General features: G+C 67.2%; 15 protein-coding genes. 10 read left to right on the top strand and 5 right to left on the bottom strand.

Annotation, left to right across the window (positions count from 1 at the left end):
* The 8 genes from AAF184_19635 to AAF184_19600 all read left to right on the top strand — a co-directional run.
* Positions 1 to 728: MMPL family transporter (locus AAF184_19635; protein MEO0424559.1), on the top strand; the 728-nt coding region annotated here is incomplete at its 5' end.
* Positions 725 to 1,714 (top strand): hopanoid-associated sugar epimerase, encoded by a 990-nt coding sequence (gene hpnA, locus AAF184_19630; GenBank protein MEO0424558.1) that lies wholly within the window; start codon positions 725 to 727, stop codon positions 1,712 to 1,714. The genes AAF184_19635 and hpnA, both read left to right, overlap by 4 nt.
* 172 nt (positions 1,715 to 1,886) lie before the next feature.
* Positions 1,887 to 2,885: a diphosphomevalonate decarboxylase gene (mvaD, locus tag AAF184_19625; protein ID MEO0424557.1), complete on the top strand. Its 999-nt coding sequence runs from the start codon at positions 1,887 to 1,889 to the stop codon at positions 2,883 to 2,885.
* Positions 2,882 to 6,277, top strand: a complete 3,396-nt coding sequence (locus AAF184_19620; GenBank protein ID MEO0424556.1) for a hydroxymethylglutaryl-CoA reductase, degradative — start codon at positions 2,882 to 2,884, stop codon at positions 6,275 to 6,277. The genes mvaD and AAF184_19620 overlap by 4 nt, the downstream gene beginning before the upstream one ends.
* A complete protein-coding gene (idi, locus tag AAF184_19615; protein MEO0424555.1) occupies positions 6,270 to 6,827 on the top strand; it encodes an isopentenyl-diphosphate Delta-isomerase in 558 nt (185 codons plus the stop codon). The genes AAF184_19620 and idi overlap by 8 nt, the downstream gene beginning before the upstream one ends.
* Before the next feature lie 93 nt (positions 6,828 to 6,920).
* Entirely contained in the window at positions 6,921 to 8,072 is a 1,152-nt protein-coding gene (gene hpnH, locus AAF184_19610) for an adenosyl-hopene transferase HpnH (protein ID MEO0424554.1), read from the top strand.
* Between the two features lie 88 nt (positions 8,073 to 8,160).
* A complete protein-coding gene (locus AAF184_19605; protein MEO0424553.1) occupies positions 8,161 to 9,294 on the top strand; it encodes a glycosyltransferase in 1,134 nt (377 codons plus the stop codon).
* Positions 9,295 to 9,324: 30 nt separating this feature from the next.
* Positions 9,325 to 9,996, top strand: a complete 672-nt coding sequence (locus tag AAF184_19600; GenBank protein ID MEO0424552.1) for an ABC transporter substrate-binding protein — start codon at positions 9,325 to 9,327, stop codon at positions 9,994 to 9,996.
* Here AAF184_19600 and AAF184_19595 read toward each other — a convergent pair.
* Positions 9,993 to 10,301, bottom strand: coding sequence for a hypothetical protein (locus AAF184_19595; protein MEO0424551.1), 309 nt, complete (start codon positions 10,299 to 10,301; stop codon positions 9,993 to 9,995). The two genes, AAF184_19600 and AAF184_19595, sit on opposite strands and share 4 nt — an antisense overlap.
* 156 nt (positions 10,302 to 10,457) lie before the next feature.
* Positions 10,458 to 10,664, bottom strand: coding sequence for a carbon storage regulator CsrA (gene csrA, locus AAF184_19590; protein ID MEO0424550.1), 207 nt, complete (start codon positions 10,662 to 10,664; stop codon positions 10,458 to 10,460).
* A 138-nt stretch (positions 10,665 to 10,802) separates the two neighbouring features.
* Between csrA and AAF184_19585 the strand changes: the two genes are divergently transcribed.
* Both AAF184_19585 and AAF184_19580 read left to right on the top strand, forming a co-directional pair.
* Positions 10,803 to 11,507: a response regulator transcription factor gene (locus tag AAF184_19585; protein ID MEO0424549.1), complete on the top strand. Its 705-nt coding sequence runs from the start codon at positions 10,803 to 10,805 to the stop codon at positions 11,505 to 11,507.
* A 31-nt stretch (positions 11,508 to 11,538) separates the two neighbouring features.
* A complete protein-coding gene (locus AAF184_19580; protein ID MEO0424548.1) occupies positions 11,539 to 13,026 on the top strand; it encodes an ATP-binding protein in 1,488 nt (495 codons plus the stop codon).
* Between the two features lie 12 nt (positions 13,027 to 13,038).
* Here AAF184_19580 and AAF184_19575 read toward each other — a convergent pair whose 3' ends face one another.
* From AAF184_19575 to AAF184_19565, 3 genes are all read right to left on the bottom strand, one after another.
* On the bottom strand, positions 13,039 to 15,861 hold the full coding sequence (locus AAF184_19575; protein MEO0424547.1) for a TonB-dependent receptor: 2,823 nt from the start codon (positions 15,859 to 15,861) through the stop codon (positions 13,039 to 13,041).
* Between the two features lie 116 nt (positions 15,862 to 15,977).
* Positions 15,978 to 17,420 carry an ATP-binding protein gene (locus AAF184_19570; GenBank protein ID MEO0424546.1) on the bottom strand — a complete coding sequence of 481 codons (1,443 nt, stop codon included), beginning with the start codon at positions 17,418 to 17,420 and terminating at the stop codon, positions 15,978 to 15,980.
* Positions 17,417 to 17,833: response regulator transcription factor (locus AAF184_19565; GenBank protein ID MEO0424545.1), on the bottom strand; the 417-nt coding region annotated here is incomplete at its 5' end. The genes AAF184_19570 and AAF184_19565, both read right to left, overlap by 4 nt.

The following is a 17,833-nucleotide window of genomic DNA, read 5'->3' as shown; positions in this document are numbered from 1 at the left end:
TCGAAGGCTTCGGCCCGCAACTCGAACGCCTGGCGACGGCCTTGACCGCCCGCCCCGTGGGCCTCGACAGCCTCCCCGAGAGCTTGCGCGATCGTTGGCGGGCCGCCGACGGACGCGAGCGCGTGGAGCTGCGCCCGGTGGAGAACCTTGCGGACAATGAGGCGATGGAGCGCTTCGTCGATCAGGTGCGCGCCAGCCATCCGCGGGCGACGGGCTTGCCGGTGGTACAGCTCGGCGCCGGGGCCGCCGTGGTGGAGGCCTTCCTGCAGGCCATCGTGACCGCCCTGATCCTGGTGAGCATCTTGCTGTTGCTATTGCTGCGCTCGGCACTCGCCACGCTCCAGGTCATGGCGCCGGTGCTGCTGGCCTCGGCGTTCACCGCGGCGGCCACCGTCGTGCTGGGGGTCGATTTCAACTTCGCCAACATCATCGCCCTGCCCCTGCTCTTAGGGATAGGTGTCGACAACGGGATCCACCTGGTGCACCGCCATCGCAGCGCACCGCCGAGCGACGGCAACCTCCTCGGCACCAGCACGGCCCGGGCGGTCATCTTCTCCGCCCTGACCACCATCGTGAGCTTCGGCAACCTGGCCACCTCCTCGCACCCCGGCACGGCGAGCATGGGGCTGATCCTCGCCATCGGTCTCGGCCTCATCCTCCTGTGCACGCTCCTCGTGCTACCGGCGGTGTTGAGCCTTGGCCGCCCCGCCACGGAGACCGCCTCGTGACAACCTTGGTGACCGGCGCCACCGGTTTCGTGGGCGCTGCCGTGGTGCGCGCCTTGCTGGCCGAAGGTCGGCGCGTGCGGGTGACCGCAAGGCCCAGCAGCGACCTGAGAAACCTCGAAGGCCTCGACGTGGAACGGGTCACCGCCGACCTCACGGACGCGGCCTCGCTGATCGACGCCGTGCGCGGGTGTTCGTCCGTGTTCCACGTGGCCGCCGACTACCGTCTCTGGATCCCGGAACCCGAGGAGATCTACCGCACCAACGTGGAGGGGACGCGCCTGCTCTTGCGCGCGGCGCACGCCGAGGGCGTCGACCGCATCGTGTACACCAGCAGCGTGGCAACTTTGGGTATCCCCAGCGGAGGTGTCCCCGGCGATGAGCGTACGCCGGTGACGCTGGACGACATGATCGGTCACTACAAGCGCTCCAAATACCTCGCCGAGCGCGCGGCGGTGGAGATCGCCACTCAGGACGGCGCGCCCGTGGTCATCGTCAACCCCTCGACCCCCGTCGGCCCTCGCGACATCCGCCCCACGCCCACCGGCAAGGTGATCGTCGATGCCGCCACCGGGCGCATGCCGGCCTACGTCGATACGGGCCTGAACATCGTCCACGTCGACGACGTCGCTCGGGGGCACCTCCTGGCGGAGCGCCACGGCGCCATCGGCGAGACCTACGTGCTCGGCGGCGATGACATGAGCTTGATCGACATCATCAGCGTCGTCGCGGCGCTTCGGGGACGGACCCCACCTACGCTGCGCCTCCCCCACATCGTGCCGACGCTGGCGGCCTACGTGACCGAGGCCGCGGCCCATCTGGTCGGCTTCACGCCGACGCTCACGGTGGAAAGCGCTCGCATGGCGCGCAAGCTCATGTACTTCAGCAGCGCTAAGGCGCGGGAGGCCTTGGGCTACATCCCGCGTCCAGCGCAGGAGGCGCTGAGCGACGCGGTGACCTGGTTCGAGCAGCACGGATACCTGGCCTGACCCGAGCGTTCAGGCGTTTGCCGCCATTTTTCATTATCATTACGGTCCGATTCACCTGGTTGTCGCCTCGGGGGAAGTCGACGACACGGGCCCATCGGCATAGCCCTCCAGATCTTTCGACCACACCACGCATGATCCTTACTCGTCGAGCTACCCGCACGAGGCCCGTCCCGTGCCAGCCGTAAGCGCCATCGCCGGCGCCAACATCGCCCTGGTCAAGTACTGGGGCAAGCGTTCCGTGGTGGGCAATCTGCCTGCGGTCGGGTCCCTGTCCATCACCCTCGCCGGGCTGACCACGCGCACGCGGGTGACTCCCGATGACCAGCTAGAGGCGGATCAGCTCCTGCTCAACGGGCGCGAGGACGAGAAGCAGCGCGCGCGCGTCAGCGCCACCCTGGCCCGGGTGCGGGCCCTCGGCGGTGGCGAAGCGCTACCGTTCGCGCGGGTGGACTCCCACAACGACTTCCCCACCGGAGCGGGACTGGCGAGCTCGGCCTCGGGCTTTGCGGCGCTGGTCTTCGCCGCGGCCCATGCCTACGAGGCGCCTGCCGACGCCTCCCAGCTCAGCGCGCTGGCCCGCGAGGGCTCAGGATCCGCCGCTCGCTCCATCTTCGGCGGCTTCGTGGAGATGGCGCGGGGCGTGCGCGAGGACGGCAGCGACGCGGTGGCGACGCCGCTGCTGGAGGCCGCCGACTGGCCCCTCGAGGTGGTCGTCGCCATCACCGCCAGCGGCGAGAAGGACGTCGGCTCGACCGAGGGCATGAACCTCACCGCCGACACCTCGGCCTACTGGTCCGGCTGGCTGTCGGCCCAGGAGCAGGACCTGAGCGAAGCGCGCCAGGCGGTGCTGAGCCGCGACTTCGACAAGCTCGCCGAGGTGAGCGAGCTCTCCTGCCTGAAGATGCACGGATTGGCCATGTCCGCCCGACCTGGGCTCCTCTACTGGAACGGCGCCACGGTGGAGTGCATCCACCGCATCCGCGAACTGCGCCGCAAGCAGGCCCTGGCCGTGTTTTTCACCGTGGATGCCGGACCTCAGGTGAAAGCCGTCTGCGCGCCCGCCCACGTGCAGAGGGTGCGCGAGGCCCTGGAAAGCGTGGACGGCGTGCAGCGGGTCATCCACACGCCCCTCGGCCCCGGCGCCCACCTGGTCGCGGACGAGACTCCGTGATCATCCGCAGTTCCGCGCCCGGCAAGCTGATCGTCCTCGGCGAGTACGCTGTGCTCGAGGGGGCGCCCGCGCTGGTGCTCGCGGTCGATCGTCGAGCGCGGGTACGGCTAGAGACACGCGATGTGCGCCCGGGCGAGCTGCCGGCGCAGGTGGACGCGGTGATCGACGCGCACCTGCGAGCCCCGGACCACTTCCGCGCCGTCGGCCACTACCGCGAGGAGGCGATGCACTGGCGCGGCGCCGCCGACGCCCCCGAGCGGCGACTCAGCCTGCTCAGCACCTTGCTCGAGGCCCTCCTACCATTAGCGACACCGAAAGCACAGCAAAATTGTCGCTCCTTTCGGATAAGCATTGAATCGATTGAATTTTTTCACGAAAATGGTCGCGATCACTGGCGCAAGTTGGGGCTGGGCTCCAGCGCTGCGGTCACCGTGGCCGCGGCGGCGGCCATTCTCGAGCTGATCGGCCGGGAGCCGTTTGGCCGGGATGCCACCGGTCTCGCCGCCCTGCTGGACATGCACCGGCAGTTTCAGGGGGGACGCGGGAGCGGAGTCGACCTGGCGGCCAGCCTGCTCGGCGGCGCCGTCGAGTACCGCCTGGAGAAGGTCGGTGTCGGCGACGACGACCCCGATCCGGTGGTAACGCCGCGAGCCAGCAGCGCAACCCTGCCAGCCGATCTGCAGCTGCAGCCCGTCTGGAGCGGCACCAGTGCATCGACGGGGGAGTTCTTGGCCACTCTGGCCGCGTGGCGCGCCACGCACCGCCAGGAGTACGCCGAGCGTATGGACACGATGGCAGCGTTGGCACGAGCAGGTGTCGAGGCCTGCCGAGGGAACGATGCGCCTGCGTTTCTGGGCTGCGTACGCGAGTACACGCAGGCCCTGGGAGCGCTAGGAGCAGCCAGTGGCCTGGACATCGTCAGCCGCGAGCACGCTGACCTGCAGGACTGCGCGGACACCACCGGGGTGGTGTACAAGCCGTGCGGTGCCGGCGGGGGCGATCTCGGCCTGGCGCTCAGCACGGACCCGGCGGCGATGGAGAAGTTTCGCCAGCTGGTGCGCGAACGGGGCTACCAGCCGTTAGATCTGGCGGTGGACTCGAAGGGATTGGAAGTGGAGACGGAGTCAAACGTGCAAAGCTCACGGATACCGGAGTTCTACAAGCTGTCGGTCGAGGACCGGGTGAAGAAAGTCAGGGAGAAGGGCCTCCTCTCCAAGGCGGACTACCAGGCGCTCGCCAGCGGCGAACACACCCTCAGCATCCAGAACGCCGACAAGATGATCGAGAACGTCATCGGCGTGATGGGCTTGCCGGTGGGGCTCGGGCTAAACTTCCTGATCAACGACCGCGAGTACGTGGTTCCGTTGGTGGTCGAGGAACCCTCGATCGTCGCCGCCCTGTCGTCCTCGGCGAAGGTGGTGCGTGCCGCGGGCGGCTTCATCACCGAGAGCACGGACCCGATTCTCATCGGGCAGATCCAGGTGGTCGGCGTGCCGCATCCGTCGAAGGCCCGCGCCGCCCTGCTCTCCAACCGCGATGAGGTGGTTAACCTCGCCAATAGCCTGCACCCGAACATGGTGGCGCGTGGCGGTGGTGCCCGTGACCTCGAAGTGTTCATCCACCCCTCACCGTCCGGCGGCAGCGACATGCTCGTGGGTCACCTGCTGGTCGACACCCGCGATGCGATGGGCGCCAACCTGGTCAACACCATGTGCGAGGGCGTCGCGTCCCTGGTCGAGAACATCACCGGCGGCAAGGTCTTCCTGCGGATCCTGTCCAACCTGACCGACCGCGCCATGGTGAAGGCGAAAGCCGTCATTCCCGTCGAGCAACTGGCCGGCAAAGGCTTCTCCGGCGAGCAGGTGCGCGACGGCATCATCCTCGCCTCCGAGTTTGCCGCCGTCGACCCCTATCGCGCGTCCACCCACAACAAGGGTGTGATGAACGGCATCGACGCCCTCGCCCTCGCCACGGGCAACGACTGGCGCGCCATCGAAGCGGCAGCGCACGCCTACGCGGCGCGCGGCAACCGCTACACCTCGCTCACGCACTGGAACAGCAACGACAACGGCGACCTGGTCGGCTCCCTGGAGATGCCGATCAAAGTGGGTACGGTCGGCGGCCCCCTGCAGTCCAACCCCACCGTCGCCGTCAACCTGCGCCTGCTCGGTGTGCGTACGGCACGCGAGCTAGCGGAAGTGATGGGTGCGGTCGGCCTCGGCCAAAACTTCTCGGCCCTGCGGGCGCTCAGCACCGAGGGCATCCAACAAGGTCACATGACCTTGCACGCGCGCAGCTGTGCCCACGCTGCCGGGGCCCCGCCCGAGTTGTTCGAAGCGGTCGTCGAGCGTTTGATCGAGTCCCATCAGATCAAGATCTGGCGCGCCCGCGAGATCATCGCCGAACTGTCGGCGCAGCAGGCGGAAGCCTCGCCTGCGGCACCTAAGGAAATCGTCCGCAACAAGCGGCGTAGTTCCACGGCGGCCGGTCACGGCAAGGCCATTCTGTTGGGCGAACACGCCGTTGTGTATGGCCGCCATGCGGTGGCCGCGCCGGTGCCGCTGGCCATCGAAGCGCGGGTGGAGGATGCCGACGAAGGGGTCTCCCTGCTCATCCCCCGCTGGGGTGTCGAGCAGCGCATGCACCCCGATGCCGCGCAGCCTCAGTCTTTCCACAAGCCGAGCGGCCTCATCCTGCAGAAGCTCGGCCTGACCGACCGCCCGATGCGTATCGAGGTATTCCCGAACGTGCCCCGCGCCATGGGCCTCGGCGGGTCGGCGGCCGTGGCGGTTGCCATCATCCGCGCACTGAACGAACATTTCGGGTTGGGCTTGTCTGATGCCAAGGTAAACGACCTGGCCTTCGAGTCCGAGAAGGTGGCGCACGGCACGCCGTCGGGGGTGGACAACACGCTCGCCACCTACGGCCGCTTCATGCTCTATCGCCCCGGCGATCCGCCGGTGATGAAGGAGCTGACGGTGTCCGAACCGATCCCGGTGGTGATCGGCATGACGGGCGTTGAGAGCCTAACAGCGAAGATGGTAGCGCGTGTTCGCGCGGCTTGGGAGCGCAACCCCAAGCGCTACGAGCGCATCTTCGATGAGATCGACTCGCTGACCCTGCAAGGGATCCGCGCGATCGACGATAATGACCTGGAACAGCTCGGCGAGTTGATGAACATCTGCCAGGGCTTCCTTAACGCGCTTCAAGTGTCGTGTTGGGAGGTCGAGGAGCTGATCCAGATTGCGCGTGAGAACGGCGCCGTGGGCGCGAAGCTCACCGGCGGCGGCGGCGGCGGATCGATCATCGCCGTCTGCCCTGAGGATTCGGATCGCGTGGTACGGGCCATGCAGGACGCTGGCTATCAGGCGATGGAGGTCAAAATTGGATAACCGTTCGGCAGCGATCAAACACGAGGTGGTGTCCTCGGAAGACGAGGAGCTGATCCTCGTCGACGAGCAGGACCAGGAGATCGGCTTTGCGAGCAAGGGCGCCTGCCACGATGGCGATGGCATCCTGCATCGAGCCTTCTCCGTCTTCGTGTTCGACAGCGCTCGCCGCGTACTGCTGCAGCAACGCAGCGAACAGAAGCGCCTCTGGGGCGGCTACTGGGCCAACAGCTGCTGCAGCCACCCACGTCGCGGCGAGAGCATGGCGGAAGCCTCCGTGCGCCGCCTGCATCAGGAGCTGCACCTAAACTGCGAACTGCAGTTCCTCTACAAATTCATCTATCAGGCATCCTTTGGCTCTGAGGGCGCCGAGCACGAGCTGTGCTGGGTGTACAAGGGCGTGACGGATGAGGCGCCGGTGGTCAACGCCAACGAGATCGCCGACTATCGCTACGTCACCCCTGCGGAGCTCGACGCGGAGATCGCCGCGCACCCCGAACGCTTTACCCCCTGGCTGATGCTGGAGTGGGAGCGGGTGCGCGAGACCCTCTGAGCGCAGATTTAAGAACGCACAGACGATTGGTGCTCGCCGCTCACCCGGCGAGCCCGTTCGAACGCACGGAAAATACAAAAAACGGAGGCTTCGATGGGCATTCCCGCGATCCAGACTTTCAAGGTAGCGAAGTACCTGCTCGGCAAGAAGCTGAGCGGCGTGAAGCGCTACCCGCTGGTGCTGATGCTCGAGCCGCTCTTCCAGTGCAACCTGGCTTGCGCTGGCTGCGGCAAGATCGACTACCCGGACGACATCCTCGCCAAGCGCGTGGGCGTGGATGAAGCACTGAAGGCCGTCGATGAGTGCGGCGCGCCGATGGTATCGATCCCCGGCGGTGAACCGCTGATCCACAAGGAGATGCCCGAGATCGTGCGCGGCATCGTCGAACGCAAGAAGTTCGTTTACCTGTGCACCAACGCCATCCTGCTGGAGAAGAAGCTCGACGACTACGAGCCCTCCCCCTACCTCACCTTTTCCGTGCACCTCGACGGCAACGAAGAGCGCCACGACGAGTCGGTGTGCCGCGAAGGCGTGTACGTAAAGGCGATCAATGCCATCAAGGCGGCGACGGCCCGCGGCTTCCGCGTGACCATCAACTGCACGCTCTTCGCCGGTGAGGATCCCAAGGAGGTGGCCGAGTTCTTCGACACCGTGTCCGAGCTCGACGTCGAGGGCATCACGGTCTCGCCCGGCTACAGCTACGAGCACGCGCCCAAGCAGAACGTCTTCCTGGGCCGCACCACCTCGCGCAATCTCTTCCGCGACATCTTCCGCATCGGCAAGCAGGGCAAACGCAAGTGGACCTTCAACCACTCGAGCCTGTTCCTCGACTTCCTTGCAGGCAATCAGAAGTACCAGTGCACGCCGTGGAGCAACCCCACCTACAACATCTTCGGCTGGCAAAAGCCCTGCTACCTGATGGCCGAAGAGGGGTACACCTCGAGCTTTGCCAAGCTGATGGAAGAGACCAACTGGGAACGCTACGGCACCGGTCGCCATCCGAAGTGCGATAACTGCATGGCCCACTGCGGCTACGAGGGCACGGCGGTGGTTGATACCTTCAACAACCCGCTCAAGGCCCTGTGGGTGGCGATGCGCGGGCCGAAGACCGAGGGCACCATGGCGCCTGACTTCCCCGTGCTCTACGACGGCTCGGCGAGCGAGGAAGACGGTGCCGGCGGCGCCATCGCCAGCGTGCCCGTGGGCAGCATCGGCCAGCGCGCCAGCGCCTCGCGCGACGACTAGTGGGGAGCTTGGCTAGGTAACCACCCTCGCAGGCGCGCATGCCCCGACACGCGCAGTCGCATCAGCGGCCATCGGCGGACTCACGTTGATGGCCGCTTTTCTTTTCATTGGCTCGACCACGGCGGCGATCATGTGGCTCGCCCTGCTGTTGCTGCCATGGCAACCCTGGCGCACCCGCGAGCGCTTGATCGTCACCCCGGCTGCCGAGGGAGATCCGGGGTCCGAGATCACAGCGGTCATCCCGGCCCGCAACGAGGCCGACCACATCGAACAAACGCTCGCGGCCCTTCGCGCGCAAAGCGCGCAACTGCGCATCTTGGTGGTCGACGACCAGTCGACCGACGGCACTGCGCAGCTCGCCAGCGCTCACCCAGCAGCGGTCGAGGTGATCGCCGGCCAGCCATTGCCGGCAGCTTGGACGGGCAAGCTCTGGGCCCTCGACCAGGGCATCTCGCAGGTGCGGACGCCCTTCGTGTTGCTGGTGGATGCGGATATCACGCTTGGGCCCGGTGTGCTCGCGGCCCTGCGCCAGCGCCAGCAAGTCACAGGCGCGGGTCTGGTCTCGGTGATGGCGAGCCTTGCCATGGCGAGCTTCTGGGAGCGGCTGCTGCTGCCCGCCTTCATCTACTTCTTCAAGTTGATCTATCCCTTCGCCCTGGCCAACGGGCCTTCCCAGCACTTCCACGCCGCCGCGGGCGGCTGCATGTTGCTGCGTTCTGATGCACTCGAGGCGGCCGGCGGTGTCGAAAGCTTGCGCGAGGCCGTGATCGACGACTGCACGCTCGCTCGCCGCATCAAGATGACTGGCTACCGCACCTGGATCGGCCTTTCCCGAGAAGTGGTGAGTACGCGTCGCTACCAGCGCCTGAGCGATACCTGGGCCATGGTGGCGCGTACCGCCTACACGCAGTTGGGTGAATCCCCGGCGGCCCTGCTGGCGTGCACGGCAACGATGGTGGTGAGCTTGCTGGTGCCCGTGGCTGGGCTGCTGTTCGCCGCAGACGGGGCCACCCGCCTCGCCGCGGTGACTGCCCTGGGCGCGATGGCGTTCAGCTACGCACCGACGATTCGCTTCTACGGACTGCCCTGGGCGTTGGCGCTTACGCTACCGCCCGTCGCGAGCCTGTACCTCGCCATGACCTGGTCGTCCGCCTGGAGCAGCTGGCGCGGTATTCGAGCGCGTTGGAAGGATCGTGAGTACGCGAAGACTGTCACACGGTAGTGTCGTTCCCAGCACAGTGAGGTTCAGCCCATGAGTTATCCGCAGCGTCTGTTCGCGCCCGCCGCCGCCGTCGTGCTGTCGGCGATACTGGCCGGCGCGCCGACCTTGTGCCTTGCGGATCATCACGAGGGCGCAGCGGCCCAGCAGGAGCCCGCCAGCACCCCATCAGCCGTGGTGGAGACGCTTCAGGGCACCCTCCTCGCCTACATGCGCAGCGCCAGCACCGCCGAGTCGCGCCAGGATCTCGACGTGACCGCCCTCGACCAAGCGGTTCTCGCCAGCCACGACTTCGCCTACATCTCACGCATCGTGCTTGGCCGCACCTGGCGTGAGTTGGAGGACGCCGACCGTGCTCGGTTCGTCGAGCGCTTCACGGCCCTGAGCCTCGCCACCTACGCCAGCCGCTTCGCCGAGTTCGCCGGCGAGCGCTTCGACATCAACGATGAGAGCGATGGCAGCTTCGGCCAACGGCGGGTGAGCGCGGAGCTGATCACCGCGGAGAAATCCCACAGCTTCGACTACCTGCTGCGCCAGTCCGACGAGCAGTGGCGCATCGTCAACATCATTGTGGATGGCGTGAGCGATCTGGCCCTGAAGCGGGCCGAGTACTCGACGCTGATCAGCGCGGGGGGATTCGAGGGGTTGCTCGAGGCGTTGGATCGCCAACGCTCAGCGCTGGAGGAGGAATCCGCCGCGAGCTAGGCCGAGCCCACGGCGGCTGCGAGCAACGTTTCCAACGCCGCCGTCTCGCGCTCGCACGCCTCCAACGCGCGCGCGAAGGCCAATTGGTCGCCCAGGTCGACGCTCTCGCCGTCGCGGTAACGCACGGCCACCGCGTCGATCGGCGCGCAGGCGGTGTTCATCGCGTCCTCGGCGCTGAGCAATTGCTCGGCGAGATCGGGCGCATCTGCCTCGAGAAAGGGCAAGGCCTCCAGCAGACCACTGCTGACTGAGTTGTGGCGACGGAACACCTCGGCGGCGTACTCGCGGATGGCCTCGCCGCGCAAACGCTGCGTACTGCCGTCCGGAAGCGTACGCGTGACGCTGACACAAGCGCTCAGGGCGACGCAGGTTAGGAGCGCGACGGTCGTCAGCCCGTGGCGCGAGAGAACGGAGAACGACGGCGAGCCCGGCTCGCCGCCTCGGACATGGCTCAGGGCAGCCTACCCGCTGTGGGGATGGCGCGTGGCGGGAGGGAGTTCCTCCTCGTCCAGGTCGATTTGCTTGAGCACCTCTTCACGGTGCACGGAAATCGAGCGCGGCGCCTCCACCCCGAAGCGCACGGAGTTTCCCGTCACGGACAGCACCACAATGCGGATGTTGCCACCCACTACGATCGCTTCCCCGATACGTCGGCTTAGCACCAGCATGACAATCCCTCGCTCGAATATCCCTGGCCCGCGAACTGCGCTCGCGGTCTCGCGCTCAACCCGGCCGAGCCGGCCCCGAATCGAGCTATTTCCACGTCCGCTGTAACCGACACGCGCTTACGAACCACACGCATCAACATGAGCCGACGAATCCTCATCATCGAAGACGAGCCCGATATCGCCCGCCTCCTCAGGCTGCATCTGCGCGAGCTGGCGGAAGATCCCCAGATCGCCAACGACGGCAGCGAAGGCCTCAGACTCGCCCTCGCCTCGCGCTGGGACCTGATCTTGCTGGATCTTCGCCTGCCCGGCGTCGATGGCCTGGAAATATGCCGCCGACTTCGCCAACAGCCGTATTATGTACCCATCGTAATGCTCACATCCAAGTCTGGTGAAGGCGATCGGGTAAGCGGTCTTGATATCGGTGCCGACGACTACATCACCAAGCCCTTCAGCATTCCGGAGCTGTTGGCGCGCATCAAAGCCATTTTCCGCCGAGTCGAGCTGCTCGAGCGCGGCGATGAGCCGGCCAGCGAGCTGCGCGCCGGCGAGCTGCAGATCGATCTCGATCGGCGCGAGGTGCATGTCGGTGACAAAGCCATCGATCTGACGGCAAAGGAATTCGACCTCCTGACCCACTTCGCGCGCGCCCCCGGTAAGGTGTTCACCCGAGCCCAGCTCCTCGACTCTGTCTGGGGCTACGGCCATGATGGCTACGAGCACACGGTGAACACCCACATCAACAGGCTACGCGCCAAAGTGGAGCCAGATCCCTCAAATCCGACCTACGTGATGACCGTCTGGGGCGTCGGCTACAAGTTCGGCGTCGACACGAGCCCTTGATCATCACGCCCTCCCGCGCGCGCAGCCCCCTATGCTGAAGTCCCTCTACGGTAAGCTCGTCCTCGCCCTGCTGGTGCTCGTGTCCCTGCTCGGCGTGGCCTTCCTGTTCGTGGTGCGCTTCGCGGCGGACTACTACTACCAGGAGATCACCCAGCGCCTGAACAGCAGCATCGTGGAGTACATCCTCCAACACGAGGTGCTGATGCAGGACGGCGAGCCCAACCTCTCCGACTGGAAGGACCTCGCCCACACGGTGATGATCGTGAACCCGACGGTGGAGGTGTACCTGCTCGACCGGGACGGACGCCTGCTCGCCTACGATGCGCCCGAGGAGAAGATCCGCCGTCGCCAGGTGGACGTTGCACCCATCAAGCAATTCCTCGCCGCCAACGCGCCCATGCCGACGCGCGGCGACGATCCGCGCAGCGACGACGCGCGCAAGCTCTTCGCCGCCGCCGCCCTGGAGGAGGACGGCGAGCTCTCGGGCTACGTCTACGCCATCCTCAGCAGCGAGCGCTACCAAGCCGTCGCCCAGAACATCGCCAGCAACTTCATGCTGCGCCTGAGCCTGATCGGCGTGGTGGTGAGCGCGCTGTTCGCGTTCCTCGCTGGCCTGCTCATCTTCAACTTCCTCACCCGTAGACTGCGTCAACTAACGCGGACCGTGGAGGCGTACCGGGCGAGTGACTTCTCCGCCAGTGAACCGCCGCGCCTGGGCAAGGCCAACGGCGATGAGGTAGACCGCCTCGCCCTCGCCTACAGCGACATGTCGGAACGTATCATCGATCAGGTGAACGCCCTGAAGCGCCTGGACGGGTTACGGCGCGAGCTGGTCACCAACGTCTCCCACGACCTGCGCACGCCCCTGGCAGCGATGCTGGGCTATCTCGAAACCCTGCAGCTGAAGCAACCCGAGCTCGACGAAGAGGGACGCCAGCACTACCTGACCATCGCGCGGCGCCACGGCGAGCAACTCAACCGCCTGGTGGACCAGCTGTTCGAGCTGTCACAGCTGGATTCAGAGCAGGTGGGTGCCAAGGCCGAACCCTTCTCCTTGACGGAGCTGATCTTCGACATCACGCAGACCTACCAGCTGCGCGCCGAAGCCTCGCAGATCACCTTGGAGGCCGAGCTCGATCGGGACACGCCCTGGGTGGTGGCGGACATCGCCCAGATTCAGCGCGTGCTCGAGAACCTGATCGACAACGCGATCAAGCACACGGACCCCGGGGATCGGGTGATCGTGCATGCGCGCGCGGGACAGGCGAACCTCGACGGCGAGGTGGAGGTAATGATCGAGGACACGGGCCGAGGCATTCCGGCAGCAGATCTGCCGCACGTGTTCGAACGGCTCTATCGGGCTCCGGATCCAGGGTCAGGCGCCGCTGCCAACCGCACCGGCCTGGGCCTCGCCATCGTCAAGCGCGCCCTCGATCTGCACGCCCGGGAAATTACCGTGACCAGCACCCCCGGCGAAGGCACGACCTTCCGCTTCACCCTCCCCGCGTTCCGAGCCTGAGTCTCGCCGTCGCTAGCGACCGCCGAAGCGATGGCCGAGGCGTAGCCAGAAGGTGCGACCGAGCAGCGGGTACGTGGTGACGTCCGTGTTCGCCTCGTCCGCGTTGGCGAAGAACGGCGGATCGCGGTCGGTGAGGTTGTCCACCCCCAGCGTCACCCGGGTGCCGATGTCGAAGTCTCGGCTGATGGTGAAGTCGTGGTACACGCGGGCGCTGATGTCACGCGCGGTGTTGGCCGTGACCTCGCCGCCGCGTTCCTGCAGGGCACCGATCCACAGGGCCTCGTAGCTCGCGCCCCAGCGTCCTCGCGAAAAGCCCAGGCGGTAGTTGCCACGCCAACGCGGAATGGCGCCGAAGCGATCGGGGTCGAACTCCCCTACGCCCACGAAGGGGTCCGCGCCGGGGAACGCGATCAGATCCCGACGGAGCACCCGACTCAGGGTGACGTTGTGAGTCAAGGTGAGGCCACCCGGAGCGTCGTGCTCGGCCAGAATCGACAGGTCCATGCCGCGCGCCGTCTCCTGGGCGATGTTCTGCAGGGCCGTCTCGATCTGGGTGATGTTGCCGGCACCGTCGCGCTGGATGCGGTCGCAGAACACGGCCTGCCCGGTGGCCAGACACTGGGACAGCACCGTGTTGCCACCGAGCGCGCCGATGGCACCGTCGATCTCGATGTCGTAGTAGTCCAGCGCGATTTCCAGGGCGTAAGGCGTGGCGGCGCGCCAGGTGATGCCCGCCGTGATGATCTCGGCCTCTTCGGGCGCCAGCAGCGGGTTGCCGCCGCCGAGCTGGGGCGTCTCGTTGCCGGTTTGATCGAAGCTGCCGTCCGCCGGCACGCCCTGGGCGATGCAGCGCTCGACGGCGCTTGGGCTCAGCTGGGAGAAGTCGGCGCAGGGATCGTCGATGGCGGGGTTGGACTGGGTGACGCCGCCGAACAGCTCGCCCACGTTAGGCGCACGAAACGCTTGTGACCAGGCGGCGCGCACCACCACCGGCGTCACCGGCTGCCAGTGCAGGCCGACGTCGAACACGCTGCGCGAATCGAAGCTCGAGTAGTCGACCAGGCGCGTGCCGAGCTCCAGTTCGAGTGCCTGCGCGAACGGTTGATTCACCAGCAGCGGCACGCCGAGTTCGAAATACACCTCGTTGCTCTCGAAGCTGCCTTCGGTGATGGCCCGCGCCGCACCGCTGGTGTTGCCGGCGATGGTCTGCGCGTCGGGCTCGTCACGGCCTTCTTCGCGTCGATACTCGTAGCCCACCGCCATGGACAGATCGCCCGCCCACAGGCGCAAGGGGCTACCCGCCGCATTCAGGGACACGACGGTCTGCTCGTTGACGCCGAAGTCTTGGAGGTCGGCGCCGATGAAGGCGAGCATGTCGGCATCGATGCTGCCGGGCCCACCGAAGAGGTTTAGAGGCACGCAGTCTGCGATCGGTGCGGCCGGCGTGCCGCAGGTGGCGCGGCCGCTCGCGTCGATGAACGAGGGGCCCAGGGCGGCGCGAAGGCGATCGTCGAGCAGGTCACCCGTCTGCCGCTGATGGGTCTCGTTGCGCGCGTGATTGAGGCTCACGTCCCACCCCCAACCGCCCAGGTCACCCCGAGCGCCAAGCACGCCACGCCACGCAGTGTTGTCTTGGATGAACTCCCGTGGGCCCGCCTCCACCAGGCGCCGGCGAGCGTCGCTCAGGGTTTCACCGAAGGGATTGAAGAGGTTGTTGGCGTCCACCACCACGTCGGTCTCGCGGCTCGTGAACAGAGGCAGGGGCGCGAGCTGTTGATCCGAATCGCGTTGGTGGTAGAGGGCTTCGGCAAACAGTTCCGTTCGCTCGCCGATCGGCAGGGTCGCTTCGATGAAGGCACTGAAGCGGCGCGAGTCCTGCACCAGATCTTCGAAGGGATTGAAGTTGAAGCGATCGTTCTCGGGGCCGCTCGAGACGAAGGGGCGGAAGTCGCTCGCCTGGGCGCCGTCTTCGCCGTCGATCAGGGTGAGGCGGCCGTCGCTGGTGCGGAAGTTGCCCTGCGGTGGCGCCGAGCTGCCGTCGGGCACGATCTCGTTATCCGGTCCCTGCACGGTGAGCAACTGAGAGGAGAAGGCGCGATCGCCCTTGCTCACCGACTGCTGGTCGGTGAACTGCAGGCCACCGACCACCTGCGCCCGCCCGAGGCTGCGTCCCGCAGTCACCTGGAGCGAGACGTTCTCGCCGTCGCCGCGATCGGTGCTGCCACCGGTCACCTGCACGCTCACGCCTTCGAAGCGCGAGCGGGTGATGAGATTGATGACACCGGCAACGGCATCGGCGCCGTATTCGACGGAAGCGCCCGTCTTCAGGATCTCGACGCGCTCGATCCAGGCCAGGGGAATCATGCCGAGATCGACGACGCCACTGGCGCCGCTACCGCCCGGCACGAAGCGCCGGCCGTTGAGCAGAATGAGGGTGCGCTGCTCGCCCAGGCCTCGCAGCTCGATGGACTCGGTGCCGCGGGAGAACCCTCCGCCCGCCCCGCGCGCGCCCACCCCGGTGCTGATGGGTGAGCCGCCGACGAAGGGCAGCTCCTGCAAGAGTTCGCCGATGCTGGCCACGCCGCTGCGCTCGAGCACGTCGCGCTCGATCGTCGTCACCGGGTACGCCCCTTCGATCAGCGTTTGCTCGAGGCGCGAGCCCGTGACGATCACGTTTTCGATGGGCTCGAGGGCTGGCTCCTGCCCAGTAGCAGTCTCCTGCGCGAGCACGACGGGCGAGGCCGTCACCATCAGCGCGGTCAGCGACACGAGCGCCGTTTGACAGAACGGGCGGGAGCGCACGGACAGGGTGTCCGGGGAGCGGAATCGGTGCATCGAGAGCTGTTCCTCAGGGCCTGCCTCGTGCCGCGTCCTGCAGCCGAGAGCTTTATTCTTGATGTGCCCTCAATGCTGCTCTGGGGATCTTAAGAAGACATTAACTGAGGCGCCGTTCACACTTTTTCCGTGCCCATCCCGGCGCTTGGCAGCACCAGGGAGACGGTGAGGCCACGGCCGTCTCGCCCGTCGTCGAAATCAAGCGTCGCCTTATGCAATTGAGCGATGCGCCGGGCGATCGTGAGACCGAGCCCCGTGCCTGTCTGATCGTGGCGCTCGCCGCGGGTGAAGGGCTGGCCGAGCCGTCGCTGCAGATCTGCGTCGATGCCCGGGCCGTCGTCGCGCACCTGGAGCCGCACGCCCGCCGCCTCGCGGGTCACGTCCACCTCCACGGTGCCGCCGGCCGGCGTGTAGCGCAGGGCATTGTCCACGAGGTTGCGGAGCAAGACCTGCAGCAGCACCGGGTCCACCCGCACCTCGCCAGGTTCGTTCTCCCCCGCTCGGTCGCCGCCCTGCAGTTGCAGCTGCACCTCGCGCGCGAGCCCCAGGGACGCCTGCTCCGCCAACACCTCGCGCAGGAGGGGCATCAGGGCCACCGCCTGGGTCGGGAGGCGACCCCCCGCGTCGGCGGCGTCGACTCGCGCCAGGCTCAGCAGCTGCGTCAGCACCCGTTCCGCGCGCTCCGTCTCGGCCACGATGGCGGCGAGGGGCTCGCTCACCGCCGAGCGTTCCCCCGCCGTCAACGCTTGCTCGGCGCGTAGGCGCACAGTTGCCAAGGGGGTGCGTAGCTCGTGAGCGGCTTCCGCGCTGAAGCGACGCTCCTGTTCGATCAGGCGTCGTTGCCGCGCCAGCAGGTCGTTCATCGCCCCGAGCAGCGGGCGCACCTCGAGCGCCTCCGGAGCCTCCGGTAAGGGCGCCAGATCGCCGGGCGCCCGCGCGCGCAGCTCCGCGGCCAGATCCCCCAGGGGCGCGAGGCCACGACGCAGTCCCCACCACACCACGGCGCCGGTGAGAGGTACTACCAACAGCCACCACGCCATCGAGGGCAGCAGCGTGTCGAGCACGACCGCCCGCCTCGCCTCCAAGGGTTGCCCCACACAGACGGTGGCGACCGGCTCCCCTCCCCGCGTGGTGTACACCTGCCAGCGCCGACCATCGATGGCCTCCACCATGGCGAGTCCCGGTCGCGTGCACGCTGTCGGCTGATCGAGCGCCCCCTCGCGCGATGCGGTGGAAGCGATGATGCCCGGGCGGGAAAATCGATAGGCCAGGCTGCCCGACCACGCCTCCAGGGTGTCCTGGGAGGTGCCGACCGAGCCCACCGACTCGAACAGCTCGGCCAACTCGCGGTCGATGTTCTCGGCGTTTGCCTCCGTGCCCGTGCGGGGCTCCGCGAGTACCCACAGCAGGAGCACCCGCGCGCTCTCCGCCAGCTGCGTATCCAGGAACGCGGCGATGCGGTTGCTGGCCACGGCGTAGCCGGTCCCCGCGGCGGCCGCCGCCACCAGCAACAAGGCGGGCAGCAGCAGCGTGAGCAGGCGACGGCGAATCGAGCTCACAGGGCGCCGTCGCTCGCCGATGCCGGGCTCGGCACTTCGAGCACGTAGCCGATCCCGTGCACGGTACGGATCACCCCCGCGTCGAGCTTGCGCCGCAAGCGATGGATGTAGACGTCCAGCGTGTTGCTCCCCGGCGTGCGCGCCGATCGCGCCAGCACGGCTTCCAGACGATCGCGAGGCACCACGCGCCCGGCCTGGCGCAGGAGACACTCGAGCAGGTCGTACTCGCTGGCCGTGAGGCTGACGGGCTGACCCAGGTAGTGCGCGCCGCGGGGGTCTTCGGTGAGCTGCAGGCCGCCCACGGCCACCGGCTCCTCGCCCGCGCCCGCAACGCGGCGCAGGCGTGCCCGGATGCGAGCGAGCAGTTCTGCCAGGTGGAAGGGCTTGACGAGGTAGTCGTCCGCACCGGCGTC

The sequence above is a fragment of the Pseudomonadota bacterium genome, from assembly GCA_039815145.1.
In the GTDB taxonomy this organism is placed as follows: Bacteria; Pseudomonadota; Gammaproteobacteria; order Steroidobacterales; family JBCBZW01; genus JBCBZW01.
This window is presented reverse-complemented; position numbering and strand designations above follow the sequence as displayed.